We start from the raw sequence: 22,978 nt of genomic DNA on the forward strand, positions 1-22,978 counted from the left end.
AGGACAAATATATGGACAGAATCGAAGCTCGACATTTAACCCTAAATACATAAATCAGCATGGCACTTATCGTACAAAAGTACGGCGGCACCTCGGTGGGCTCGGCCGAGCGCATCAAGAACGTCGCCCGACGTGTCGCCAAGTGGAAGGCACAGGGGCACGACGTGGTGGTCGTGGTCTCCGCGATGAGCGGAGAGACCAACCGACTGATCGCGCTGGCCAAGGAGATCCAGGCGGAGCCTGACCCGCGCGAACTCGACGTCGTCATCGCCACCGGCGAGCAGGTGACCATCGGCCTCCTGGCGATGGCGCTCAAGGAAATCGGCCTGGACGCCAAGAGCTACTGCGGCTGGCAGGTCAGGGTCGAGACCGACAGCGCGCACGGCAAGGCGCGCATCGCGGCCATCGACGACGGCCCGATGCGAGAAGACCTCGCGGCCGGTCGCGTGGTCATCGTCGCCGGCTTCCAGGGCATCGGGGCGGACGGCGCGGTCACCACGCTGGGCCGCGGCGGCTCGGACACCTCGGCCGTCGCGCTCGCCGCGGCGCTCAAGGCCGACGAATGCCAGATCTACACCGACGTGGACGGCGTGTACACGACCGACCCGCGCGTGGTGCCCGAGGCGCGCCGCCTGAAGACGATCACCTTCGAGGAGATGATCGAGATGGCGAGCCTGGGCTCCAAGGTGCTGCAGATCCGTTCGGTGGAATTCGCCGGCAAATACAAGGTAAGACTGCGTGTGCTCTCCAGCTTCGAGGACGAAGGCGAGGGCACGCTGATCACGTTTGAGGAAGACGAAAGCATGGAACAGGCCGTAGTGGCGGGGATCGCCTTTGACCGTAACGAAGCACGCATCAACGTCAAGGGCGTGCCGGACCGCCCGGGCATCGCCTACCAGATCCTGGGGCCGGTCGCCGACGCCAATATCGAAGTCGACATGATCATCCAGAACGTCGGCGACCACGGCGCGACCGACTTCTCGTTCACCGTGCCGCGCGGCGAATACAACAAGGCGCTGTCCATCCTGCGCGACGTGCAGACCCATATCGGCGCCGCCCGCGTCGAGGGCGACGACAAGGTCGCCAAGATCTCCATCGTCGGCGTCGGCATGCGCTCGCACTGCGGCGTCGCCTCGACCATGTTCCGCACGCTGGCCGAAGAGGGCATCAACATCCAGCTGATCTCGACTTCCGAGATCAAGGTGTCGGTGCTCGTCGACGAAAAGTATCTGGAATTGGCTGTTCGCGTATTGCACAAGGCTTTTGGCCTCGATCAGAAAATTTCTGAGTAATTCCGCTTGACGGATCAGAGGGTCGCCGGTAATATTGCGGCTCTCTGAACGGAGAAATGGCCGAGTGGTCGAAGGCACTTCCCTGCTAAGGAAGCATACGGGCTTAAACCTGTATCGAGGGTTCGAATCCCTCTTTCTCCGCCAGAAAACGCACCCGTAGCTCAGTTGGATAGAGTATCTGGCTACGAACCAGAGGGTCGGGCGTTCGAATCGCTCCGGGTGCACCAAAGTCCCTATAGTTTAGCGGTTAGAACACTGCCCTTTCACGGCGGCGGCCGGGGTTCGATTCCCCGTGGGGACGCCAGATTAAGAAAAACCCAGCCTTTGGCTGGGTTTTTTGTTTTTACGCGTTTTGCAGCGATGTCTCCGCTGTCTAAACTGTACGGATAAAAACGAATCTGCCGGAGCGCTCCTCATGCCGTTCAATATCCGTGTTTCGGGCCGTGCCGCCGAAAACGGCTACCTGCCGTACCGCCGTCTCGCGCTGGTGTGCGAGGGCGGGGGCCAGCGCGGCATCTTCACCGCAGGCGTGCTCGACGCCTTCCTCGAGCAGGACTACTTCCCCTTCCAGTTGATGATCGGCTCCTCGGCCGGCGCGCAGAACCTGACCGCGTACGTGGCCGCCCAGCGCGGCTACGCGCGTACGCTGATTACGCGCTTTTCCACCAGCAAGGAATTCTTCAGCCCGGTGCGCTTTATCCGCGGCGGGCATCTACTCGACCTGGACTGGCTGATGGAAATCGCGAGGAGCGAGTTGCCGCTGGAGCTCAAGCGGGCCGAGCAGCGGCTGGAGGGGCGCCAGTTGCTGATGTGCGCGAGCCGGGTCGACACCCTGCAGGCGGAGTACCTGCCGCCGCGCCAGCGCGGCTGGATGCCGGCGATCAAGGCGTCCAGCGCGATCCCGATGTTTTACCGCGGCGGGGTCGAACTCGACGGGCGCCGCTACTGGGACGGCGGCGTCGCCGACGCGGTACCGGTGCGCGCGGCGTACGAGCAGGGCGCCGACCTGATCGTGGTGATCCGTACGGTGCCGTATACGCACCGCGAAAAGCCGATGCGCGGCGAGGGGCGTCTGCCGGAGAGTGGCCGCCTGGGCGAGATGGCGCAGGTGATGATCCGCCACAAGAAGGGGTATTGCGACGCCGAGGCGTTCATCGACGCGCCGCCGCCGCAGGTGTGCGTGGTCGAGCTCGCGCCGCGGGTACCGCTGGCGAGCAACGTGCTGGGCAGCTCGCAGGACGCGCTGGAGAACGACTACCGGATGGGGCTCGCCTGCGGCCGCCATTTCGTCGACCGCATGGCGCACCGCCTGCAGCGCGTCGCCGCGTAGGCGGGGTTCAAGAGAAGAGCCAGGCGCCGCCGAACACGAGCAGCATGGCCAGCGCGCAGCCGACCTTGGCCGCGGTGCCGATCAAGAAGCCTACGAAGGTCGCGACGCCGACCTTGCCTGCCTGCAGCGCGTCGCGGCGCGCGATGAACTCGCCGACGCTGGCGCCGACGAGCGGCCCCAGGATCAGCCCGGGCAGGCCGAGGAAGAGCCCGATCACGCTACCGGCGAACGCGCCCCACAGGGCCTGCCGGCTGGCGCCGAAGGCCTTGGCGCCCAAGAGGCCGGCGACGAAGTCGGCCGCCATGCCCACCGCCGTGAGCGCCGCGAGAGTCACCAGCGTGATCGTGCCGGCGTGCTGGAACTGGTCGAGCCACGCGGCAAGCACGAAGCCTGCCAGCATCAGCGGCAGGCCGGGCAGGGCTGGCAGCACCACCCCGGCCAGCCCGACGAGCACGAGCAGCGCCGCGCCCAAGTAACCCAGCATCGTCATGTCCATGACGTTCAGCCCTGACGCACGTATTCGGCGAGCAGCGCCTGCTGCGCGCACATGGCCTTGCCGCGCCCGCCCTTGCGCCGGTAGCTGCCGTCAGGCTGCATCTCCCACGCGTTCACGTTGTCGGTCAGCCCCAGGCGCAGCGCCTCCTTGATGATGCGGCGCTTGATGCGGGCATCCAGAATCGGCACGCAGGTCTCGATACGGCGGAAGAAGTTGCGGCCCATCCAGTCGGCGCTGGCGATGTAGAGGTCTTCGGCGCGGTCGTTGTAGAAGTAGAACACGCGCGGGTGTTCGAGGAAGCGGCCGACCAGCGAGCGCACGGTGATGTTGTCGGACAGACCGGGCACGCCGGGGCGCAGCGCGCACACGCCGCGCACGATCAGCTGGATCTTGACGCCGGCCTGGCTCGCCCGGTACAGCGCGTGGATGATCTGCGGTTCGAGCAGCGCGTTCATCTTGGCGATGATGCGCGCCGGCCGCCCTTCCTTGGCGTGTTCGGCCTCCCGCGCGATCGCCGCCATCATGGTGCCGTGCAGGGAGAACGGGCTTTGCACCAGTTGCTTGAGCTTGCTTGCGCGCCCGAGGCCGGTGAGCTGCACGAAGATGTCGTTGACGTCGCTGGCGATGTCCTCGTTGCAGGTGAGCAGGCCCAGGTCGGTGTAGAGGCGGGCGGTGCGCGGGTGGTAGTTGCCGGTGCCCAGGTGTACGTAGCGGCGCAGCAGGCCGTCTTCGCGGCGAACCACCATCAGCATCTTGGCGTGCACCTTGTAGCCGAACACGCCGTACACGACGTGCGCGCCGGCGTCCTCCAGCCGGCTCGCCCAGCCGATATTGGCCTCTTCGTCAAAGCGCGCCATCAGTTCGAGCACCACCGTCACCTGCTTGCCGGCACGCGCGGCGGCGATCAGCGAGTCCATCAGCACCGAGTCGGTACCGGTGCGGTACACCGTCATCTTGATCGCGACCACCTGCGGGTCGATCGCGGCCAGGTTCAACAGGTCGATCACCGGCTGGAAGCTCTGGTAGGGGTGGTGCAGCAGCAAATCGCCCTGGCGCACCGCGTCGAACAGGTTGGCCTTGTTCTGCAGTGCCAGCGGCAGCGAAGGCACGAAGGCGGGGAACTTGAGGTCGGGCCGCTCGACCAGGTCGGGCACCTGCATCAGGCGTACCAGGTTGACCGGCCCGTTCACGCGGAACACGTCCTGCGGCTGCAGGTTGAACTGGGTGAGCAGGAACTCTTCCATATGCGCCGGGCAGGTGTCGGCGATCTCGAGGCGGACCGCCTGGCCGAACTGGCGGTGGCGCAACTCGCCCTGCAAGGCGGTGCGCAGGTTCTTCAGGTCCTCTTCCTCGACCGTCAGCTCGCTGTTGCGCGTGACGCGGAACTGGTAGCAGCCCTTCACCGTCATGCCGAGGAACAGCTCGTGCACATGCGCGTGCAGGATGGACGACAGGAACACGAAGGTGTTCGGGTTGCCGTCGCACACCTCGGCCGGCAGGCGGATCACCCGCGGCAGGATGCGCGGCGCCTGCACGATGGCGATGCCGGAGGCGCGGCCGAACGCGTCGCGTCCTTCCAGTTCGACGGCGAAGTTCAGGCTCTTGTTGAGGACCTTGGGGAAGGGGTGCGCCGGGTCGAGGCCGATCGGCGTCAGGATGGGCATCAGCTCGCGGAAGAAGAACGCCTGGATCCACGCCTGCTGCGCGGCCGTCCACTCGCGGCGCCGCAGGAACACGATGCCTTCCTCGCGAAGCTGGGGCAGGATCACGTCGGTCAGCAGCGCGTACTGTCCGGCGACCAGCTTGTGCGCGGCGTCGGTGACGCGCTCGAGCGTGCTGCCCGGCGTGTTGCCGTCGGCGAGGATGCGTCCGGGGTTGTGCTGGGCGTTGTCCTTCAGCCAGGCGACGCGTACCTCGAAGAACTCGTCGAGGTTGGACGAGACGATGCACAAGAACTTCAGCCGCTCGAGCAGCGGCAGGGTTTCGTCCTCGCCTTGCGCGAGCACGCGGCGGTTGAATTCGATCAGTCCCAGTTCGCGGTTGAGCAGCAGGTCTTGTGCAGGGGTGTTCATGGTCTCTTCTTTAGTCTTTTGCGGGCGCGTGCGAAGGGCGGGGCGCGCCGGGCAAGCCGGCGCGCGGCAGGTCAGGCCTGCGGGGTGAAGCCGGCGGGCATTTCGGCGCCCTGGCCGAAGAAATACGCTTCCATCTGCTGCGCGAGGTACTGGCGCGCGCGCGCGTCGGCGAGGCTCAGGCGGTTCTCGTTGATCAGCATGGTCTGGTAGCGCAGCCATCCCTGCCACGCTTCCTTGGAGACGCTTTCGAACACGCGCTTGCCCAGCTCGCCCGGCAGCGGCGGGAAGTCCATGCCTTCCGCTTCGCGGCCGAGTTTCACGCAGTTGACCATTCTTGCCATGACAAATCCTTGTTTCGGGGTATCGGTGGTTAACACCGGTATTGTGTCACAGCCGCAAGCCGCCTCCAACCATGCCCGCCCTGCCTCTACAGGGGTTTGACGAGCACCTTGGAGCGGCGCTGGCCGTTGTAGAGTTCGCGCTTGCGAAGCGGCAGGATGGCCGGCGGCTTTTCCTCGAAGCCGCGCTCGACGAACCAGTGCGCGGTACGCGTGGTCAGCACGAACAGGGTGTCGATGCCCGACGCGCGGCAACGCTTCTCGACATGCTCGAGAAGCTTGTCGCCGAAGCCGCTGGCGCGCCGCTCGGGGGCGACCACCAGGCAGGCGAGCTCGCCCATGCGCTCGTCCGGGAAGGGGTAGAGCGCCACGCAGCCGAACACCTTGCCGTCGTGTTCGAGCAGCGTGAAGTGGTCGACGTCCATCTCCAGGTGTTCGCGGCTGCGCCGCACCAGCACGCCTTGTTCCTCGAGCGGGCCGATCAGCGCCAGCAGGTCGCCGATGTCGTCGATGTTCGCCTCGCGCAGTTTCACCAGCTCGTCGCGCACGATCATGGTGCCGCTGCCGTAGTGGGTGAACAGTTCGACCAGCAAGGCGCCGTCCTCGTTGCCGTCGACCAGGTGGGCGCGGCGCACGCCGTCTTCGGTCGCGCGGATCGCCCACGGCAGGCAGGTGGCGACCTCGTCGCTCCTGAGGCCTTGCTCGAGTAGCGCGCGTGCCTCGTCGCAGGTGATCGAGCCGTGGAAGTGGCCACCGCGGTCGATTAGTCCCGCCGAGCCGACCATGAAGATCAGCTTCTCGGCGCCCAGCGAGAGCGCGCTGTGATAGGCCAGCTCTTCCATGGTCAGGTTGAACGCCTCGCCGGTCGGCGAGTAGCCGATCGGCGAGAGCAGCACCAGTTCGCCGCCCTCGAGCTTGCTTGCGATCGCGCTGGCGTCGATGCGGCGCACCTGCCCCGAGTACTGCATGTCGACGCCGTCGAGCACGCCCAGCGGCTTGGCGATCACGAAGTTGCCGCTGGCGACGCGCAGGTGCGCGCCGTGCATCGGCGAGTTGGGCATGCCCATCGACAGCTGCGCCTCGAGCGTATGGCGCGCCTCGCCGATCGCCGCCTTCACGCAGGCGAGCGTCTGAGCGTCGGTGATGCGGCGGTTAGCGTGAAAGCGCCGCTCGACGCCCCTGAGCGCGAGTTGCGCGTCGATCTGCGGGCGGATGCCGTGCACCAGCACGATGCGTACGCCGAGGCTGACCAGCAGGTTCAGGTCTTGCGCGAGGCGGGGAAAGTCGCCGGCGGCGAGGCATTCGCCGCTGACGGCGACGACGAAGGTCTTGCCGCGGAAGGCGTTGATATACGGCGCCGCCTCGCGGAAGGCCAGCACGAATTCGGGTTGCAGCATCCGGCTATCCCATGGGTCGACGGAAAACCGCAAGGTTAGCAGGAAGCCTGCCGCGATGTCATTGGGCTAGCGCTCGCGGCGCAACTCTTCGGGGGTGTCGTCGTGGTCGCCGTGCGGGTGGTGCTGGTAGATGCGCGAGAACGCCTGCCGCCCCTTGGTGTCGGGGACGGGGGTGTCGAGGTTGGAGAGCTGCACGCCTTCGGCGAACAGGATCAGCTTGAGGTGCCAGGCCTGCAGCGAGCCTGCCGGCGGCAGCAGGCCATGCGGTGCGACAAGCGCGAGCGCGCGCTCGAGGGTGTGCTCCGGTAGCGCGTAGGAAACCACCAGTCGGTGCATCGCAGGCAGGGCAAGGCAGGCGTAGCCGTCGGCCGACAGCAAGGCGGCTGCGAGTTCCACCGCGCGGGCGTCGGCCAGGGCCAGTGTCCTGCACTTGTAGAGTCCGGTCGTATTCATGGCTGCGCCCTTCCGGGCGCACCCAAGCGCCCTCAGTTCTTGCCTTGCTTCTGCATCAATATCTGCTGAACCTTGAGGATGTTCAAGGCCTGCGAGAGCTGGTAGTCGTTGCCGACGCCCTTGTCGTCCTTGGCGGGGGTAACCGGCTTGTCCGGCTCCGTACCGTTCGGGACGGGCGCGGCGGACGGCTGCGGCTTGCCGCCGACCCCGGCGCCGCCCTTGTCCTGTGGGTTGGCCAGATGGTGGTCGAGGTCGGCCTCGCGCACGCGCAGCGGGTTGCTGACGCCGTTGACGGTGCTCTCGGCGACTTCGACGTCGGGGGTGATCCCCTTGGCCTGGATCGAGCGGCCATTCGGTGTGAAGTAGCGGGCGGTGGTCAGCTTGATGCCGCCGCTGCCGGCCAGCGGCAGCACCGACTGTACCGAGCCCTTGCCGAAGGTCTGGGTGCCGACGACGACCGCGCGCTTGTGGTCCTGCAGGGCGCCGGCGACGATCTCGGACGCCGAGGCGCTCCCCGCATTGACGAGCACGACCAGCGGCACGTCCTTCACGCCTGCGGGCAGGCGGGCGAGGTAGTCGCGCTCGCCCTGGCGCAGGTAGTTCTCCGGCAGCGCGCTCAGGCGCATCTTGGCGTCTTCGGTGCGCCCTTCGGTGTAGACGACCAGGGTGTTCTTCGGCAGGAAGGCCGCCGAGACGCCGACCGCGCCGTTGAGCAGGCCGCCCGGGTCGTCGCGCAGGTCGAGCACCAGGCCCTTGAGCGGTGCCTTGTTGTCCTTGTACAGGGTTTCCAGCGCCTGCACGAGGTTCTCGGCGGTGCGCTCCTGGAACTGGGCGACACGCACGTAGCCGTAGCCCGGTTCGAGCATGCGCGACTTGACGCTGCGGGTCTTGATGATGGCGCGGGTCAGCGTGAAGACGAGCGGCTTGGCCTCCGTCTTGCGCGCGACGGTCAGCGTGACCTTGCTGCCGGGCTTGCCGCGCATCTTCTTGACGGCGTCGGTCAGGCTCAGGCCGCGCACCGGCGTGTCGTCGATCTTGATGATCAGATCGCCGCTCTTGATGCCCGCCTGCTGCGCCGGGGTGTCCTCGATCGGCGCGATCACCTTGACCAGGCCATCCTCGGCGCCGATCTCGATGCCCAGACCGCCGAACTCGCCCTGCGTGCCTTCGCGCAGCTCCTTGAATTCTTCCTCGTCCATGAAGTCCGAGTGCGGGTCGAGGCCGGTGAGCATGCCGCGGATCGCGTCGTTGATCAGCTTCTTGTCTTCGACCGGTTCGACGTAGTCCTGCTTGATGCGGCCGAACACCTCGGCGAACGTGCGCAGCTCGTTCAGAGGCAGCGGCGAGGGCTGGCTCTTGTCCGCGACGGCCTGCAGGCTGACCGTCAGCATCGCGCCGGCGAAGGCACCGGCGGTGACGAGGGCGATCTTGCTGAGGGAGAATTTTTTCATCTGTAATCTCGGTGCCGGACTTAACGCATCCAGCTTTGCGGATTGATCGGGCGGCCCATATGGCGCAATTCGAAGTAAAGACCGGTTTCGCCGCTGTCGAGCGAGCCGGTCAGGCCGACCGTGTCGCCTGCGCTGACCTGCTGGCCGCTGCTGCGGCCGATGCTGGAGAGGCCTGTATAAACGGTCATGTAGTTGCCGCCGTGATCGATGATCACAGCATTGCCGAAGCCGCGCAAGGCGTCCGCGTAGACGATGCTGCCGTCGGCCACCGCGCGCACGGCCTGGCCGGGCCCGGTGCGGATGAACAGGCCCTTCCAACTGCTGCCCTCCTGGCGGGCCGAGCCGTAACGGCCGGCGAGCGAGCCTGCGACCGGCAGCTTCATCCGTCCTTGCAGGCTGCGGAAGGCCCTGCCTGACAGGCTGGCGTCGGCGACGCTGTCCACCGGTTCGGCCGCGATCTGGCGGGTCTGCTCGGTGGGCAGGGTCTTGCCCTGGCGTTTGGCCTCGGCCGCCAGTTCGCGGCGGCGCGCGTTTTCCTGCTGGCGCGCAAGTTCGCGCGCCTTGCGTTCCTCGGCGCGCTTTCTCGCCGCCTCGCGGCGCTGCGCCTCGATCTGGCGGTTGATCTGCGCGATCAGGCTGCTCAAGCGGCGCTCGTCCTGCTGCAGCTTGGTCAGCGTGCCCTGCTTGCTGCGGATCTCGCTGGCCAGCGCCTGAGTTTGCTGCTGTTTCTCCTCGCGCGCCTGCTGCAGCTTGTCCTGCTGGCTCTCGGCGAGGTGGCTTTGCAGGCCGAGCCGCTCGAGCTCCCGGCCGATCTCGTCGGCCAGCTGGGCGAGCGCCTGTTCCTGTTCGAGCAGGCGGGCGACCAGCGCCTGCTGCGCGCGCGCGATATGGCGGTAGTAGGCGAGGTCGCGCGCGTTGCGGTTGGGGTCGCCCTCGTTCAGCGCGAGGCGCAGGGCGTCGTGGTGGCCGCCGCGGTACTGGCGGCGCAGGATGTCGGCGATGCGGGTCTTCAGGTCCAGCGTGCTGTCGCGGGTCGCCTCGAGCTCGCGGGTCAGGGCTGCGAGCCGCGCGCCGGAATCCTGCCGCTTGCGCGCGAGTTCGCCCAGCGCCTGGTGGGTGGCCTTGAGCGCGCGCTCGGATTCGCGCAGCGCGTCCTGCGCTTCCTTGCGGTCAGCTTCCTTCTGCGCGATGTCGCGCTTGAGCGAGCGGATTTCCTTGCGGACCGAGCTCAGATCCTGCTGGTGCGGCGCGAGCTGCGGCGTGTTGGCGCTGGCGGTGGCGGCAGCCAGCGCCAGCAGCACGACGTGCAGTCTGCCCGGGGTCTTCACTGCCATTCGATCAGCGAGCGGCCGGTCATTTCCGCGGGTTGGGACAGGCCCATCATCGAGAGCAGCGACGGCGCGATGTCGCGCAGCGAGCCGCCGGCGCGGATGTGCGCCTTGCGCCCTACGTAGAGGAAGGGCACCTGGTTGAGCGTGTGCTGCGTGTGCAGTTGCTCGTGCGTGTGGTCGAACATTTCCTCGCAGTTGCCGTGGTCCGCAGTGATCAGCACTTCGCCGCCGGCCGCGAGCATGGCGTCGACACACTGGCCGACGCAGATGTCGAGCGCCTCGACCGCCTTCACCGCCGCGTCGAAGTTGCCGCTGTGGCCGACCATGTCGCCGTTGGCGAAGTTGCAGACGATGGCGTCGAAACGGCCGCTGGCGATCGCGTCGACGATATGCGCGGCGACCTGCGGCGCGCTCATCTCCGGCTGCAGGTCGTAGGTGGCGACCTTGGGCGAGGGCACCAGGATGCGCTCTTCGCCCGGGTAGGGCGCTTCTTCGCCACCGTTGAAGAAGTAGGTGACGTGCGGGTACTTCTCCGTCTCGGCGATGCGCAGCTGGGCGAGCCCCTGTGCGGCGAGGTACTCGCCGAAGCCGTTGCGGATGGTCTGCGGCGGGTAGAGCACCGGGTTCGGGTAGGCTTCGCCGTAGCTGGTGAGCGTCGCGAAGAAGCCAAGCTTCGGTTGGCGGGCCTGGAAGCCGCCGAACGCCGGGTCGGTCAGCGCTTGGGTGAGCTGGCGGGCGCGGTCCGCACGGAAGTTCATGAACAGCACGACGTCGCCGTCTACGATCGGGCAGGGCGCACCGATGCGCGTCGCCGCGACGAATTCGTCGTTCTCGCCGCGCGCGTACGCCGCGTCGAGCGCCTCAAGCCCGCTGTTAGCGGTGAGCGGGGACTCGCCGTCCACGATCAGCCGGTACGCGGGCTCGACGCGCTCCCAGCGCTTGTCGCGGTCCATGCCCCAGTAGCGGCCGCTTACGGTGGCGAGCCGTGCCGCCGGGCAATCGGCGAGCACCTTGTCCAGGCGGGCAAGGTAAGTCGCCGCGCTGCGCGGCGGGGTGTCGCGGCCGTCGAGGAAGGCGTGCAGCGCGACGCGCCCGACGCCGGCGGCTTGCGCCGCGCGGATCAGCGCGAAGATCTGTGCCTCGTGGCTGTGCACGCCGCCGTCCGAGAGCAGGCCCAGCACATGCAGCGTGTGTCCCTGGCTCTTGGCGAACGCTTCGGCCAGCACCGGGTTGGCGGCGAAGCGGCCTGCCTCGATGTCGGTGTCGATCCGGCTGATGTCCTGCTGGACGACGCGGCCGGCGCCGATGTTCAGGTGGCCGACCTCGGAATTGCCGAACTGGCCGCCGGGCAGGCCGACGTAACCTTCGGAAGCGTCGATGGTGCCGAAGGCGTACGCCTTGCGCAGCCGGTCGAGGTTGGGGGTGTGGGCGTGATGGATCGCATTGTGCTCGCTGTCGGAGCGTTCGCCGAATCCGTCGAGAATCAGCAGAAGAACGGGAGTTTGTGCGCGCATGTCTGGTATACGTTCAGAATATTAGAGCTTCTTGATGCTAACTGCCGAGATCGGTATTATTGTAAACAAAATCGCTGTATCCAGATAAAAATACCGCTACCGGAGAAATACCTTGCTGTTTAACGACGATCAGATTGAGCAGACATCGCGTGCGATGAAAGCCATGTCCCATCCGCTGCGACTCAAGATCATTTCCGTCCTCGAGGACCAGGAAGTGAGCGTGCAGGATATCGTGGACAAGGTGGGGACCTCGCAAAGCAATATTTCGCAGCACCTGGCGATCATGCGGGACAAGGGCGTCCTGCGTACCCGCAAGGACGCGAACCGCGTGTACTACCGGGTGGGCGACATCCGCACGCTCGAGGTGCTCAAGATGATGCGCGAAGTGTTCTGCGGTTTCGGCGACTAAGCCTTCTTCGCATAAATTTCCGGGCGGCTTTCACGGTCGCCTGCATTCGGCCCGCCGCTGCCGCCCGGGTCGTGCATGTCGTATAAACGCCTAATCCGGGCGGTCCTGTTTTTCCTTCTTTTCCTGCTTGCGCCTCACATAGAGCGTCTTGTGCACGCGGGCGACCACTTCACCCTGCTCGTTCTGCACCTCCACGCTTAGTTGCGGCAGCGTCTTGTCGCCGTGTGCGGTCTCGGCCCTGATGCGCTCGATGAGCGCGTCGTCGATGCTGAACAGCGCGCGCACGGTCCCCTTGCCGGGCTTCAGGTAGTCTATGCTGCCGGCCTTGTCCCACACGATATAGTCGCGACCCAACGCCTTCATCAGCATCAGCATGAAGAAGGGGTCGGTCATCGAGTACAGGCTGCCGCCGAAGTGGACGCCGACGTAGTTGCGGTTGGCGAGCCCGAGTTTCATCTTCACTTCGACCCGGCGCCAGTCGTGGCCGATATGTCCCACGCGGATGCCGGCGCCAAGGTAGGGCGGCCACAGGTTGATCAGGGTCTTGAAGAGCGAGGGGCTGATGCGCATGGTTCAAACGGCCGTTTTAACAGGCAGCCATCGTCGCCAAGCGCAATGCTGATGTCAAGTATTGTGGCGTCAGAACGGCAACTGGCCCTGCGCGCCGCGCGCAAGCTCGATCCGTGCGCCGGCCTCGCCGTGCGCCAACTGCAGCGTCACATGCTCGCCGTTGCTCAGTTGCTCGACCCCGCGTACGGTCTCGCCGCGGTCGTTGCGCACGATCGCGTAACCGCGGGACAGCACGGCATGCGGGTTCATCGCCTCCAGCGCGGCCTCGAGCCGGGCCAGCTGCAGCTGCCGCGCCGAACCCGCGGCCGTGGCGTGTTGTGCCAGCTGCGTCTCCAGCGCCCGCAGGCGGGCGGAACGGGCGGCGAGGTCGGGCTTGCGCAGGCGCTTGGCCAGTGCGTCGCCGCGCGAGCGGGCAAGCGTGAGTCTCGCGTGGATCAGGTAGCGTAGCCGGCTGTTGGTCTGTTCGAGTTGGCGGTGCTGGGCGCGGATGCGCTCGCCCGGGTGGGCGAGGCGGCGGGCGCAGAAATCCAGCCGCTGCTGCTTGTCGGTGATCAGGCGGGAGAGCGCACGGATCAGCGCGCGGCGGCTGCGCTCCAACTGGAACTGCATCGCGTCGCGGCTGGGGGAGACCAGCTCGGCCGCCGCGGTCGGCGTGGGCGCGCGGCGGTCGGCGGCAAAGTCGGCGATGGTGGTGTCGGTCTCGTGGCCGACGCCGCTGACCACCGGGATCCGACAGGCGACGATCGCGCGCGCGACGGCCTCTTCGTTGAACGCCCACAAGTCCTCTATGCTGCCGCCGCCGCGGCAGACGATCAGCACGTCCACCTCGTCGCGCCGGCTGGCCGTGGCGATCGCCTGCGCGATCTGGCGGCCGGCGTCGCTGCCCTGTACCGGCGTCGGGTAGAGCGCCAGCGGAATCGACGGCATGCGCCGGCGCAAGGTGGTGACGACGTCGCGCAGCGCGGCGGCAGCGGGCGAGGTGACGATGCCGATCGCCCTGGGGTGGGGCGGCAGCGCGCGCTTGCGCGCCTCGTCGAACAGCCCTTCCTCGGCGAGGCGGCGGCGCAGCCGGTCGTAAGCCTCGAACAGGCGGCCAAGGCCGGCCTCGCGCATGGTGTCGACGGCGATCTGGTAGTCGCCGCGTGCCTCGTACAGGGTGACCGTCCCGCGCAACTCGACCTGCATGCCCTCGCGCGGGGTGAACGCGAGCCGCGACATGCGCTGGCGGAACATCACGCAGCGCACCTGTGCGCTGGCGTCCTTCAGCGAAAAATAGGCGTGGCCGGAGGCCGCGAGCGTCAGGTTGGAAATCTCGCCGCCGATCCACTGCGGCGGGAGGCCGTTTTCCAGCAGGCTGCGCGCCATGCGGTTGAGCGTGCTGACGCTGATGATGTCGGCGCTCTGGTCGGTAAAAAGCATGCTTGTCAAGTCATCCACAGGGGCGGGGTTGGCGGGTTTCAATTGTCGGACAAGGCGATTTCCGGTTGCCCGTGCCGTCAGGGGCGGCACCTGTCCAATAAAATCAATGGTTTGCCGGACTGACGCAATTGTGTGCAAGACAGTCGCAGCGCTTGCTGCATCAGCCTTTGCGCCGTTTTGTACACATTGTTATCCACAGAATTTGTGGATGCATCAGAAAAATGCTTTTGCTACAGTGGCTTGCGGCGAATTCCTGCCGTCGGTTCTGGCTGCGGCCAGCCCCGCATCCTTGAGCGTTATTCCCGTTTGTCCTTGCCGGCTTGCCGTTGCCGGCGTTCGCGGCTAGAGTCTAGCGCTTGGACAAGCGTTGGAGAACACTCTGTGTGGGCGATTATCGAGGCTGCCGGCTGGCCGATCTGGACCATTATCACCGCGTCGGTGATCTCTCTTGCCATCATCCTTGAGCGCCTGTTCACCCTGCGGGCTTCCCGCATAGCCCCTGCGGGGCTTGCCGATGACGCGATTGCCGCCTGCCGCGCGTCGGGGCCGAGCGAGGCGCTGGTGCAGCAACTGGCCGCGCATTCGCCGCTGGGGCGGGTGCTGTCTGCTGGCGTGCGCAACGCCTTGCGCTCGCGCGAAGTGATGAAAGAAGCGATCGAAGACGAAGGCCGTCTGGTCGGGCACGAGCTCGAACGCTACCTGACCACGCTGGGCACCATCGCGGCCATGTCGCCCCTGCTCGGCCTGCTGGGGACGGTGATCGGCATGATCGAGATCTTCGGCTCGCAGTCGCCGACCGGCACCAACCCGCAGCAGCTGGCGCACGGCATCTCGGTCGCGCTCTATAACACGGCCTTCGGCCTGATTGTCGCGATTCCCAGCATGATCTTCTACCGCTACTTCCGCGCCCGCGTCGACAGCCTGCTGGTCGAGATGGAGGCGCAGGCGATCCGCTTGGTCGAGGCCGTACAAGGGCTGAGGAGCGGCGGGTAAACGGCGATGAATTTCAGACGCGGACAGCAGCGGGACGAGCCCGAGATCAACTTCATCCCCTTGATCGATTTGTTGCTGGTCATCCTGATCTTCCTGATGGTGACGACGACGTATTCGCGTTACTCGGAGATCGAGGTCAACCTGCCGACGGCCGACTCCGGCGCGGCCGAACAAAAGAGCGCCGAGATGGACGTGCTGGTCAGCGCCGGCGGCGAAGTGGTTGTCGGCAAGACGCGCCTTGCCAAACCTTCGCTTGGCCAGTTGACCGAGCTTTTGCAGGCGGACGCGAGCGGCAGGCAGAACCCGGTGGTGGTCATCAGCGCCGACGCGCGCGCCGAGCACCAGTGGGTCGTCAACGTGATGGAGGCCGCCCGCCAGGCCGGGCTGACCCAGCTGACCTTCGCGACGCGTACCGACGCGGGAGGCTAGGTGGCGGGTGTGATCGAACGCCACTGGTACGCGCCGCGTCCGTGGCTGGCTGTGTTGCTGTGGCCGCTCTCGGCCTTGTTCGCGCTGGTGAGCGGTTTACGGCGTCTTGCCTACCGGCTTGGTCTCTTGCGCCAGGCGCGATTGGCCTGTCCGGTGGTGGTGGTCGGCAATATCAACGTCGGCGGCGTCGGCAAGACCCCGCTGACCCTCTCCCTGATCGAGTCGCTGCAGGCCTTGGGCCTGCGTGTCGGCGTCATCAGCCGCGGTTATGGCGGCTCGCGCCGCGAGCCTGGCCTCGTGCGTGCAGGTGATACGGCCAGCGAAGTCGGCGATGAACCGCTGCTTTTCGCGCAAAGCGGCGTGCCGGTAGCCACCGGGCGCGACCGCGTCGCGGCCGGCGCCTTGCTGCTGGCGGCTCACCCCGGACTTGACCTGATCCTGTCCGACGACGGGCTGCAGCATTACCGGCTTGCGCGTGACCTGGAGCTGGTCGTGCTGGACGGCACGCGTGGTCTGGGTAACGGTTGCCTGCTGCCGGCCGGGCCGCTGCGCGAGCGCGCCTCGCGCCTGAGTCGGGTTGGCGCGCTGGTGGTCAACGGCGAAGCGACGGGGCCGCTGCCCGAGGTGGCGGGCGTGCCGCGCTTTACGATGGCGCTTGAGGCGGGTGAGTTTTTCGAGGTGGGCAAACCTGGCAACCGGCGCCAGGCAGCCGATTTTTCCGGCGAGCGCGTGGTCGCCCTGGCCGGTATCGGTCATCCGGAGCGCTTCTTTTCGACGCTGGCATCGCTCGGTCTGCGTTGCGATGCGACACTGGCTTTCCCGGACCACCATGCGTTCACTGCTGCGGACCTGCCACAGGCCGACGCACTGGTGGTGACCACCAAGGATGCCGTCAAATTGTACGGCATCAATCATGCTAGACTATGGGCTTTGCCGGTCAGGGCGAGGCTGTCGCCCGACCTTGCCCGGTGGATCGCCGCGCAACTGAAATTAAGAGACGCGAATGGACGCAAAATTTCTTGAAATCCTGGTCTGCCCGCTGTGCAAGGGGCCTCTGTTCTACGCCAAGGACGCGCAAGAGCTGATCTGCAAGCCCGATCGCCTGGCGTTCCCGATCCGCGACGGCATCCCGATGATGCTGGAGAGCGAGGCGCGCGAACTGCCGGCCGACGAAGAGGTCGGTCAATGAGCTTTACTGTGGTCATTCCCGCGCGCATGGCGTCCACCCGCCTGCCGCGCAAGCCGCTGGCCGACCTTGCCGGCAAGCCGATGGTCGTGCGGGTCGCTGAGCGCGCAGCGCAAAGCGGTGCCGCGCGGGTGGTGGTCGCGACCGACCATCAGGAAATTGTCGATGCTTGCGCAGCGCATGGCGTCGAGGCGATGCTGACCCGGGAAGACCATGCGAGCGGCACCGACCGGCTGGCCGAGGTGGCCGGCCGTCTCGGGCTGCCCGCCGACGCGGTCGTCGTCAACGTGCAGGGCGACGAGCCGCTGATCGAACCCGCCCTGATCGACCGCTTGGCCGGTGCGCTCGTTTCTTCGCAGTTGCCGATGGCGACCATGGCGCACCCGATCGACTCGGCAGCCGACTTCTTTAACCCGAACGTCGTCAAGGTGGTCTTGGATCAGGACGGCCTTGCTGCTTATTTCAGCCGGGCGCCCATCCCCTACGCCCGGGACGCGTTTGCCGAACGCACGGACACGCTGCCAGCCGGCTTGCCGGCGCTGCGGCATATCGGCATGTACGCCTACCAGGCGGGATTCTTGTCCGTCTACGCCACGCTCTCGCCGTCCCCGCTGGAGACTTTCGAAGCGCTCGAGCAGTTGCGCGTGCTCTGGCATGGCCACCGCATCGCGGTGGTGACCGTCGACGAGGCACCTGCGGCCGGCGTCGACACGCCTGCCGACCTCGAGCGGGTGCGAGCCATCCTGACAAACTGAACAACCTTATCCAGACACGGAGTCACAGACCATGAAACTGATTTTGTTGGGCGCACCGGGCGCCGGCAAGGGCACCCAAGCCAAGTATGTTTGCGAAAAGTTCGCCATCCCGCAGATCTCGACCGGCGACATGCTACGCGCCGCAGTCAAGGCTGGCACGCCGCTGGGCCTCGAGGCGAAGGCCATCATGGACGCGGGCGGCCTGGTGCGTGACGACATCATCATCGGTCTCGTCAAGGAGCGCATCGCCGAGGCAGACTGCGCGAACGGCTTCCTGTTCGACGGCTTCCCGCGCACCATCCCGCAGGCCGAGGCGATGCAGGCTGCTGGCGTGACCATCGACTACGTGGTCGAGATCGACGTGCCGGACGAGGCGATCATCGACCGCATGTCGGGCCGTCGCGTACACGTGGCGTCCGGTCGCACCTACCACGTCAAGTACAACCCGCCCAAGGCCGAAGGCGTGGACGACGAGACCGGCGAAGCGCTGATCCAGCGCGAGGACGACAAGGCAGAGACCGTCAAGAAGCGCCTCGACGTTTATCACGAGCAGACCGAAGTACTGGTCGGCTTCTATTCGAAGATGGCCGCCGGTGGCGACGCGAGCGCGCCGAAGTATGTGCGTATCGACGGCACCCAGACCGTCGACGCCGTGCGTGACACGCTGATTGCCGCGCTGGTGTAAGGACGGACAGACCGTGCCGGCGGCGGCACGGTTGCGTCCCATGCAAAAGCTCGGCCGTGCCGGGCTTTTGCAAATGGGGATTGCTGTTTACTTGTAGGTCAGGCGTAGTGGTTATAACGTTATGCTCCTTTGCTTTGTTATTAACAAAAGCATTTGAGCGCAATTATTGATGCTTGTACAATCTTTGCGTGTCGGAGTTGGGTCACGAGCCCATTGGCACTACGTTCGAACTGATTTTGGAATCCATGCATACACATCGAGAAACAAGACCCGAGCGCCAGTTGTCCCCGTCCCTGATCCGCAGGGCGACGGCGATCGTCGAGATGCCTGACGGCGTGCTGGTGACGGCGCCCTTGGGGGGGCGTTTTGCCTTGCCCGGCGGCCGTGCCGAGCGCGGCGAGTTGCGTTCGCAGGCCTTGCTGCGCCATATCCGAGACGAGACGGGTTTGCGCGTCAACTCCATGCTTTACCTGTTCGACCACATCACCGCGCACAACGCGCACAAGGTCTACCTGTGCATCGGGCAGGGCACCGCGCGTCCGCAGGGGGAAATGGCGCGCATGGCGCTGGTCGCCTCGCCGGACACGGAGCAGGACCTGCATATCGAGACGCGCGCGATCTTGCGCCGTTATGCAAAGCTGCGCGGGGAAGAGGGACCGAAGAGCGAGGCGGTCCGCGCCTTTCTCGCGCTGGCTCGTTATATCGCCAAGGTCGATTGACGCGCGTTGCAGGCAAAAAAACGGCGCACCCCTTATCCGGGTGCGCCGTTTGCATTTGGGGGAGGCTTCAGCCGCCGGCCGCAGCCGTCACCGGCAGGATGACCCAGCCCAGCGACTCGCCCGCCGAGAAAGCCAGCATCATCAATAGCGCGGCGATCGGGCTGAACAGCAGCGTGCCCAGCAGCACGCGCATGCGGGTGTTTCCGCTGACTGCCGCGAGCGCGTTGATCATCATCAGCATGCCGAACAGGGCGATCACCATGGTGACCGCGTCGGCGACGTCGCCGGGTAGCCAGCTGGCCAACGGACTCAGCAACTGCACCGCGCCGACGGCGACGATGATGCCGAACAGCGGACGTTGCGCGCCGGTATCGGCAAACTTCAGCCAGCGGCGCATGAACCCGGCGAGCAGGATGCTCTCGGCGGTGCCCAGCAGGGTGAACAGCATCAGCCGGCCGGCGATGTCGTCGCCCAGGTCGGTCGCGCCGGCCGCGCCGACCAGACCGCTGAGCAGCAGCAGGATCGCCGGCTGCCAGGGCGGGTAGTTGTAATGGGCGAGCGGCTGCACCCGCCCGCGGATCAGGTCGATCGCGTCGTGGAAGATGGCCTGCATGCTCAGTCGAACACGACGGTCTTGTTGCTGTACGACAGGACCCGGTTGTCGATGTGCCAGCGCACGGCGCGGGACAGCACCACTTTCTCAAGATCGCGACCCTTCTCGACCAGGTCTTCCACGCTGTCGCGGTGCGAGATTCGGGTCACCTCCTGCTCGATGATCGGGCCTTCGTCGAGGTCTTCGGTCACATAGTGGCTGGTCGCGCCGATCAGCTTCACGCCGCGCGCGAACGCGCGGTGGTAGGGTTTGGCGCCGTCGAAAGCCGGCAGGAAGCTGTGGTGGATGTTGATCACGCGGTTCGGGTAGCGCTCGACGAAGCGCTCGGACAGCACCTGCATGTAGCGGGCCAGCACGATGAAGTCGACGCCGGCTTCTTCCATCAGCCGCCACTGTTCAGCCTCGGCTTCGGCCTTGTTGTCCTTGTTGACCGGAAGTACATGGAAGGGAATGCCGTTGAATTCGACGATACGGCGGCAGTCCTCGTGGTTGGAGATTACCAGCGGAATCTCGCAGTCGAGCTCGCCGATGCGCCAGCGGTGCAGCAGGTCGACCAGGCAGTGCTCGTATTTGGAGACGAAGATCGCCATGCGCGGTTTGCGGGTCGACAGCGAAACACGCCATTGCATCTGGTGTTCGGCGGCGATCGGCGCGAAGGCTGCGCCGAAGCTTTCCATCGGCAGGGTGAAGCCCTCCAGTTCCCACTGCACGCGCATCAGGAACAGTTTTTCGCTGAGGTCCTGGTGCTGGTCCGCGTGCATGATGTTCGCGTTATACGTCAGCAGGAAGTTGGCAATGGCTGCGACCAGCCCCTTGCGGTCGGGGCAACTCACCAGCAAGGTGGCGGTGGCGGGTTTCGAGTTCATCGTATGGGGTGTCCGTGAGGTATCCATAGAAAGCAAAACGCCACGCACCCGTGGGCGGTGGCGTCGAGCTCGGGTATTCAGAAGGTCATGCGTGCAGGTTCGCGCAATCGAGCGTGTTCTGCAAGAGGGTCGCGATGGTCATCGGGCCGACACCGCCCGGTACCGGCGTGATGAAGGCCGCGCGTTCGCTAGCCTGGGCAAATTCCACGTCACCGGCGAGCGTGCCGTCCGCCAGGCGGTTGATGCCGACGTCGATCACCACCGCGCCAGGTTTGACCCACTCGCCCTTGACGAAGCCGGGTTTGCCGACCGCGGCAACGACAATGTCGGCCGCCGCCACTTCTGCGGCCAGGTTTTCGGTCGCGCTGTGGCAGACGGTCACCGTCGCGCGCGCCAGCAGCATCTCGAGTGCCTGCGGGCGGCCGACGATATTGGACGCACCGACGATCACCGCCTTCTTGCCCTTCGGGTCGATGCCGTATTTTTCCAGCAGCGTCATCACGCCGCGCGGTGTGCACGGGCGCAGCAGCGGCATCTTGATCGCGAGGCGGCCCATATTGTAGGGGTGGAAGCCGTCCACGTCCTTGTGCGGGGCAATGCGTTCGATCACGGCCTGCGGGTCGATGTGCTCGGGCAACGGCAACTGGACCAGGATGCCGTCCACTTCGTTGTCGGCGTTCAGCTGGTCGACGATGGCCAGCAGTTCTTCCTGCGTAGTCGACGCCGGCAGGTCCCAGGCCAGCGAACGGATGCCGGCCTTCTCGCAGCTTTTTTTCTTGTTGCGCACGTAAACGGCCGACGCCGGGTCGTCGCCGATCAGGATGACGGCGAGGGCAGGGGCACGCTTGCCTGCGGCAAGGCGGGCGTCAACGCCTGCGCGGACTTCTTCGATCAGTGCTGCTGCGACGGCTTTGCCGTCGATGATTTGTGCCGACATGTGTGTAAGGCTTCCGAAGTGGAGGGCGGGATATCAAGCTGTATATTTTCGCATTTATATGCCAGCCTGCTCAATGGGGATTGACGCGGTGGCTGCCCGCAGGTATAGTCCACGCCTCTGATGTCGGAGTGTAGCGCAGCCCGGTAGCGCACCTGCTTTGGGAGCAGGGGGTCCAAGGTTCGAATCCTTGTACTCCGACCAAGAATTCAAGCGTCTGTATTCAGACTTGCGCCCGTAGCTCAACCGGATAGAGCACCGGCCTTCTAAGCCGGGGGTTACAGGTTCGAGTCCTGTCGGGCGCGCCAGGTTCGTTGGTGGATGTAGCTCAGTTGGTAGAGTCCCGGATTGTGATTCCGGTTGTCGTGGGTTCGAGTCCCATCATCCACCCCATATCAAGCTAAAACCCTGATTTTCCAAGGAAATCAGGGTTTTTTTGCGTGGATAAAACGATTTGCTACACGAACTGTTACACATACAGGGAGTGCAAGTCGTATGAAAGTTGTCTCAGAAAATTTTTACCGCCGTGGCAAAAAAGGTACGTTCTACTGCCGTCGCCGAGTCCCTCACGATCTCGTCAGCTTGTACGGCGGACGCCACGAAATCCTGCGCAGTTTGAAGACTTCGGACGAGTCGATCACCCTCCAGCGCTGGCGCGCGTGCATGGTCGAACTCGACCAAACCTTCGCTGACCTGCGCAAGCGCCACGCGGCCTTGCTGGACCCTGCAGAACCCATCCTGGTTCCTCATTTGAGTGCACCCTTCGTGGAGAACCTCGGCCGGTTTTGGGTGCAGCAAGTGTTGCTTAGCGATGATGCGGCTCGGTTGGCGGGGCTGGATGATGAGCAGTTTGACGAGCTTGGCGATAAGTTGAGCGCTCAGCGCAAAGAACTTGGTCGCATGCTGGCACAGGGCTGCTTTGATCGGATCGAGCCCGCGTTCTTGGCATTCCTGCATCTGTGCGGGGTCAGCGTACAGATTTCCGATGACGAGCGGGCGCAGGTGTTGCGTGGCTTTTTGAAGTCTGTGATCAGTGCGCTTGACGTACAACTTGAGCGCCACGACGGCAAGATCAGGGAAACTCACGAAGTGGTCGCGCCGGACTTGGTGAAGCCTCCGGCGCAGTTGCTGCTCGATCAGCAAGCTCGGGCTCAGTCTGCGAGCGTATCCTGGCAACAGGTTTTTGATGTCTGGCAAAGTTTCGTGGAACAGCGACCCAAGTCGACGGTGCTGGCTTACCAGACGGCGTGGCGTGACCTGATGAAATTCGCCGATACTCGGAAATTGTTCTGTCCGGCCGATCTGACTGCGACGTCGATGACTGAATTCGTTCAGTACATGCGTGCGAGCAAGACTCTGCAGATCGGCACAATCAATGAACGATTAGCGAAGATCAAAGCGATTTTTCGGGTAGCCGTAGGTCGGCAGTTGCTGCTCACTAACCCGGCACAAGATACGTTGGGCTTTAGGGAAAGCGTACGCGGCAAGCTGACTAAGTCTCGTTTACCGTTTACCACGGAAGAACTTGAAGCAATTTTCTGTTGCCCGATCTACACCAACGCCCAATTGCGCTCGCAAGGGCAGGTAGGTGAGGCGAGCTACTGGATTCCGTTGCTGATGCTGTATACCGGCGCCCGACCTGAAGAGATCGCCGGTTTGCAGTTTGAATCGCCCCTCCTTTCCTAGACACCACGAGAGCCTCACACTAGGCGCCACAAGGAGGTGT

Annotated in this window: 24 protein-coding genes and 6 tRNA genes; 17 read left to right on the top strand and 13 right to left on the bottom strand. The window is 65.3% G+C overall.

What is annotated here, in order from left to right:
* The first annotated feature begins 59 nt into the window (after positions 1-59).
* The 5 genes from E5K04_RS09570 (at position 60) to E5K04_RS09590 (ending at position 2,622) form a co-directional block, all read left to right on the top strand.
* Positions 60-1,292, top strand: coding sequence for an aspartate kinase (locus E5K04_RS09570; RefSeq protein ID WP_136553438.1), 1,233 nt, complete (start codon positions 60-62; stop codon positions 1,290-1,292).
* A 50-nt stretch (positions 1,293-1,342) separates the two neighbouring features.
* Positions 1,343-1,436, top strand: a tRNA-Ser gene (locus E5K04_RS09575).
* A 6-nt stretch (positions 1,437-1,442) separates the two neighbouring features.
* Positions 1,443-1,519 (top strand) — tRNA-Arg (locus E5K04_RS09580).
* A 2-nt stretch (positions 1,520-1,521) separates the two neighbouring features.
* Positions 1,522-1,596: transfer RNA gene (locus E5K04_RS09585), tRNA-Glu, on the top strand.
* A gap of 111 nt (positions 1,597-1,707) precedes the next feature.
* Complete coding sequence (locus E5K04_RS09590) at positions 1,708-2,622, top strand: patatin-like phospholipase family protein (protein WP_136553440.1); 915 nt, start codon at positions 1,708-1,710, stop codon at positions 2,620-2,622.
* Between the two features lie 7 nt (positions 2,623-2,629).
* Here the strand turns inward: E5K04_RS09590 and E5K04_RS09595 are convergent, their stop codons facing one another.
* The 8 genes from E5K04_RS09595 to gpmI all read right to left on the bottom strand — a co-directional run bounded on the left by E5K04_RS09595 (position 2,630) and on the right by gpmI (position 11,674).
* Positions 2,630-3,112: a DUF456 domain-containing protein gene (locus E5K04_RS09595; protein ID WP_136553486.1), complete on the bottom strand. Its 483-nt coding sequence runs from the start codon at positions 3,110-3,112 to the stop codon at positions 2,630-2,632.
* Between the two features lie 11 nt (positions 3,113-3,123).
* Entirely contained in the window at positions 3,124-5,190 is a 2,067-nt protein-coding gene (gene ppk1 / locus E5K04_RS09600; RefSeq protein ID WP_168929200.1) for a polyphosphate kinase 1, read from the bottom strand.
* 71 nt (positions 5,191-5,261) lie between these two features.
* Entirely contained in the window at positions 5,262-5,531 is a 270-nt protein-coding gene (locus E5K04_RS09605) for an oxidative damage protection protein (protein WP_136553443.1), read from the bottom strand.
* Between the two features lie 86 nt (positions 5,532-5,617).
* Positions 5,618-6,925, bottom strand: coding sequence for an amino-acid N-acetyltransferase (gene argA / locus E5K04_RS09610; RefSeq protein WP_136553444.1), 1,308 nt, complete (start codon positions 6,923-6,925; stop codon positions 5,618-5,620).
* Positions 6,926-6,991: 66 nt separating this feature from the next.
* On the bottom strand, positions 6,992-7,378 hold the full coding sequence (locus E5K04_RS09615; RefSeq protein WP_136553445.1) for a hypothetical protein: 387 nt from the start codon (positions 7,376-7,378) through the stop codon (positions 6,992-6,994).
* Positions 7,379-7,410: 32 nt separating this feature from the next.
* Entirely contained in the window at positions 7,411-8,829 is a 1,419-nt protein-coding gene (locus tag E5K04_RS09620; protein ID WP_136553446.1) for a S41 family peptidase, read from the bottom strand.
* A gap of 20 nt (positions 8,830-8,849) precedes the next feature.
* On the bottom strand, positions 8,850-10,163 hold the full coding sequence (locus tag E5K04_RS09625; protein ID WP_136553449.1) for a murein hydrolase activator EnvC family protein: 1,314 nt from the start codon (positions 10,161-10,163) through the stop codon (positions 8,850-8,852).
* Complete coding sequence (gene gpmI, locus E5K04_RS09630; RefSeq protein WP_136553451.1) at positions 10,154-11,674, bottom strand: 2,3-bisphosphoglycerate-independent phosphoglycerate mutase; 1,521 nt, start codon at positions 11,672-11,674, stop codon at positions 10,154-10,156. Before gpmI ends, E5K04_RS09625 begins: the two co-directional genes overlap by 10 nt.
* A 154-nt stretch (positions 11,675-11,828) precedes the next feature.
* Between gpmI and E5K04_RS09635 the strand changes: the two genes are divergently transcribed.
* Positions 11,829-12,083, top strand: a complete 255-nt coding sequence (locus tag E5K04_RS09635) for an ArsR/SmtB family transcription factor (protein WP_203525769.1) — start codon at positions 11,829-11,831, stop codon at positions 12,081-12,083.
* A gap of 90 nt (positions 12,084-12,173) precedes the next feature.
* On the opposite strand, the gene E5K04_RS09640 is transcribed toward E5K04_RS09635, so the two are convergent.
* Both E5K04_RS09640 and xseA read right to left on the bottom strand, forming a co-directional pair.
* Positions 12,174-12,653, bottom strand: a complete 480-nt coding sequence (locus E5K04_RS09640) for a DUF4442 domain-containing protein (RefSeq protein WP_136553455.1) — start codon at positions 12,651-12,653, stop codon at positions 12,174-12,176.
* Between the two features lie 69 nt (positions 12,654-12,722).
* Positions 12,723-14,072, bottom strand: a complete 1,350-nt coding sequence (xseA, locus tag E5K04_RS09645; RefSeq protein ID WP_136553457.1) for an exodeoxyribonuclease VII large subunit — start codon at positions 14,070-14,072, stop codon at positions 12,723-12,725.
* A gap of 381 nt (positions 14,073-14,453) precedes the next feature.
* Here xseA and E5K04_RS09650 point away from each other — a divergent pair, with 381 nt between their 5' ends.
* The 7 genes from E5K04_RS09650 to E5K04_RS09680 all read left to right on the top strand — a co-directional run bounded on the left by E5K04_RS09650 (position 14,454) and on the right by E5K04_RS09680 (position 18,839).
* Positions 14,454-15,065: a MotA/TolQ/ExbB proton channel family protein gene (locus E5K04_RS09650; RefSeq protein ID WP_136553459.1), complete on the top strand. Its 612-nt coding sequence runs from the start codon at positions 14,454-14,456 to the stop codon at positions 15,063-15,065.
* Positions 15,066-15,071: 6 nt separating this feature from the next.
* Positions 15,072-15,494, top strand: coding sequence for an ExbD/TolR family protein (locus E5K04_RS09655; RefSeq protein ID WP_136553461.1), 423 nt, complete (start codon positions 15,072-15,074; stop codon positions 15,492-15,494).
* A 9-nt stretch (positions 15,495-15,503) separates the two neighbouring features.
* The gene (gene lpxK, locus E5K04_RS09660) at positions 15,504-16,517 is read left to right on the top strand and encodes a tetraacyldisaccharide 4'-kinase (protein ID WP_136553463.1); all 1,014 of its coding nucleotides are present in this window, start codon (positions 15,504-15,506) and stop codon (positions 16,515-16,517) included.
* On the top strand, positions 16,498-16,683 hold the full coding sequence (locus E5K04_RS09665; protein ID WP_136553465.1) for a Trm112 family protein: 186 nt from the start codon (positions 16,498-16,500) through the stop codon (positions 16,681-16,683). Before lpxK ends, E5K04_RS09665 begins: the two co-directional genes overlap by 20 nt.
* Complete coding sequence (gene kdsB / locus E5K04_RS09670) at positions 16,680-17,435, top strand: 3-deoxy-manno-octulosonate cytidylyltransferase (protein ID WP_136553467.1); 756 nt, start codon at positions 16,680-16,682, stop codon at positions 17,433-17,435. Before E5K04_RS09665 ends, kdsB begins: the two co-directional genes overlap by 4 nt.
* A 31-nt stretch (positions 17,436-17,466) precedes the next feature.
* A complete protein-coding gene (adk, locus tag E5K04_RS09675) occupies positions 17,467-18,120 on the top strand; it encodes an adenylate kinase (RefSeq protein WP_136553469.1) in 654 nt (217 codons plus the stop codon).
* 245 nt (positions 18,121-18,365) lie between these two features.
* Entirely contained in the window at positions 18,366-18,839 is a 474-nt protein-coding gene (locus E5K04_RS09680; protein ID WP_235844324.1) for an NUDIX domain-containing protein, read from the top strand.
* A 67-nt stretch (positions 18,840-18,906) separates the two neighbouring features.
* Here the strand turns inward: E5K04_RS09680 and E5K04_RS09685 are convergent, their stop codons facing one another.
* The 3 genes from E5K04_RS09685 to folD form a co-directional block, all read right to left on the bottom strand.
* Positions 18,907-19,452 (bottom strand): hypothetical protein, encoded by a 546-nt coding sequence (locus tag E5K04_RS09685; protein ID WP_136553471.1) that lies wholly within the window; start codon positions 19,450-19,452, stop codon positions 18,907-18,909.
* A gap of 2 nt (positions 19,453-19,454) precedes the next feature.
* Positions 19,455-20,318 carry a formyltetrahydrofolate deformylase gene (purU, locus tag E5K04_RS09690; RefSeq protein ID WP_136553474.1) on the bottom strand — a complete coding sequence of 288 codons (864 nt, stop codon included), beginning with the start codon at positions 20,316-20,318 and terminating at the stop codon, positions 19,455-19,457.
* An 85-nt stretch (positions 20,319-20,403) separates the two neighbouring features.
* Positions 20,404-21,255: a bifunctional methylenetetrahydrofolate dehydrogenase/methenyltetrahydrofolate cyclohydrolase FolD gene (folD, locus tag E5K04_RS09695; RefSeq protein WP_136553476.1), complete on the bottom strand. Its 852-nt coding sequence runs from the start codon at positions 21,253-21,255 to the stop codon at positions 20,404-20,406.
* 124 nt (positions 21,256-21,379) lie between these two features.
* Between folD and E5K04_RS09700 the strand changes: the two genes are divergently transcribed.
* The 4 genes from E5K04_RS09700 to E5K04_RS09715 all read left to right on the top strand — a co-directional run bounded on the left by E5K04_RS09700 (position 21,380) and on the right by E5K04_RS09715 (position 22,938).
* Positions 21,380-21,456 (top strand) — tRNA-Pro (locus tag E5K04_RS09700).
* A gap of 27 nt (positions 21,457-21,483) precedes the next feature.
* Positions 21,484-21,560: transfer RNA gene (locus E5K04_RS09705), tRNA-Arg, on the top strand.
* Between the two features lie 9 nt (positions 21,561-21,569).
* Positions 21,570-21,645 (top strand) — tRNA-His (locus E5K04_RS09710).
* Positions 21,646-21,747: 102 nt separating this feature from the next.
* Positions 21,748-22,938 carry a DUF6538 domain-containing protein gene (locus E5K04_RS09715; protein WP_136553479.1) on the top strand — a complete coding sequence of 397 codons (1,191 nt, stop codon included), beginning with the start codon at positions 21,748-21,750 and terminating at the stop codon, positions 22,936-22,938.
* The last annotated feature ends 40 nt before the right edge of the window (positions 22,939-22,978 follow it).

This window comes from Crenobacter intestini (assembly GCF_004919095.1).
Taxonomy (GTDB): domain Bacteria; phylum Pseudomonadota; class Gammaproteobacteria; order Burkholderiales; family Chromobacteriaceae; genus Craterilacuibacter; species Craterilacuibacter intestini.

Coding starts and splice junctions, on each gene's coding strand:
- E5K04_RS09570 (WP_136553438.1), top strand. CDS start 60: ATGGCACTTATCGTACAAAAGTACGGCGGCACCTCGGTGGGCTCGGCC.
- E5K04_RS09590 (WP_136553440.1), top strand. CDS start 1,708: ATGCCGTTCAATATCCGTGTTTCGGGCCGTGCCGCCGAAAACGGCTAC.
- E5K04_RS09595 (WP_136553486.1), bottom strand. CDS start 3,112: ATGACGATGCTGGGTTACTTGGGCGCGGCGCTGCTCGTGCTCGTCGGG.
- ppk1 (WP_168929200.1), bottom strand. CDS start 5,190: ATGAACACCCCTGCACAAGACCTGCTGCTCAACCGCGAACTGGGACTG.
- E5K04_RS09605 (WP_136553443.1), bottom strand. CDS start 5,531: ATGGCAAGAATGGTCAACTGCGTGAAACTCGGCCGCGAAGCGGAAGGC.
- argA (WP_136553444.1), bottom strand. CDS start 6,925: ATGCTGCAACCCGAATTCGTGCTGGCCTTCCGCGAGGCGGCGCCGTAT.
- E5K04_RS09615 (WP_136553445.1), bottom strand. CDS start 7,378: ATGAATACGACCGGACTCTACAAGTGCAGGACACTGGCCCTGGCCGAC.
- E5K04_RS09620 (WP_136553446.1), bottom strand. CDS start 8,829: ATGAAAAAATTCTCCCTCAGCAAGATCGCCCTCGTCACCGCCGGTGCC.
- E5K04_RS09625 (WP_136553449.1), bottom strand. CDS start 10,163: ATGGCAGTGAAGACCCCGGGCAGACTGCACGTCGTGCTGCTGGCGCTG.
- gpmI (WP_136553451.1), bottom strand. CDS start 11,674: ATGCGCGCACAAACTCCCGTTCTTCTGCTGATTCTCGACGGATTCGGC.
- E5K04_RS09635 (WP_203525769.1), top strand. CDS start 11,829: ATGAAAGCCATGTCCCATCCGCTGCGACTCAAGATCATTTCCGTCCTC.
- E5K04_RS09640 (WP_136553455.1), bottom strand. CDS start 12,653: ATGCGCATCAGCCCCTCGCTCTTCAAGACCCTGATCAACCTGTGGCCG.
- xseA (WP_136553457.1), bottom strand. CDS start 14,072: ATGCTTTTTACCGACCAGAGCGCCGACATCATCAGCGTCAGCACGCTC.
- E5K04_RS09655 (WP_136553461.1), top strand. CDS start 15,072: ATGAATTTCAGACGCGGACAGCAGCGGGACGAGCCCGAGATCAACTTC.
- E5K04_RS09665 (WP_136553465.1), top strand. CDS start 16,498: ATGGACGCAAAATTTCTTGAAATCCTGGTCTGCCCGCTGTGCAAGGGG.
- kdsB (WP_136553467.1), top strand. CDS start 16,680: ATGAGCTTTACTGTGGTCATTCCCGCGCGCATGGCGTCCACCCGCCTG.
- adk (WP_136553469.1), top strand. CDS start 17,467: ATGAAACTGATTTTGTTGGGCGCACCGGGCGCCGGCAAGGGCACCCAA.
- E5K04_RS09680 (WP_235844324.1), top strand. CDS start 18,366: ATGCATACACATCGAGAAACAAGACCCGAGCGCCAGTTGTCCCCGTCC.
- E5K04_RS09685 (WP_136553471.1), bottom strand. CDS start 19,452: ATGCAGGCCATCTTCCACGACGCGATCGACCTGATCCGCGGGCGGGTG.
- purU (WP_136553474.1), bottom strand. CDS start 20,318: ATGAACTCGAAACCCGCCACCGCCACCTTGCTGGTGAGTTGCCCCGAC.
- folD (WP_136553476.1), bottom strand. CDS start 21,255: ATGTCGGCACAAATCATCGACGGCAAAGCCGTCGCAGCAGCACTGATC.
- E5K04_RS09715 (WP_136553479.1), top strand. CDS start 21,748: ATGAAAGTTGTCTCAGAAAATTTTTACCGCCGTGGCAAAAAAGGTACG.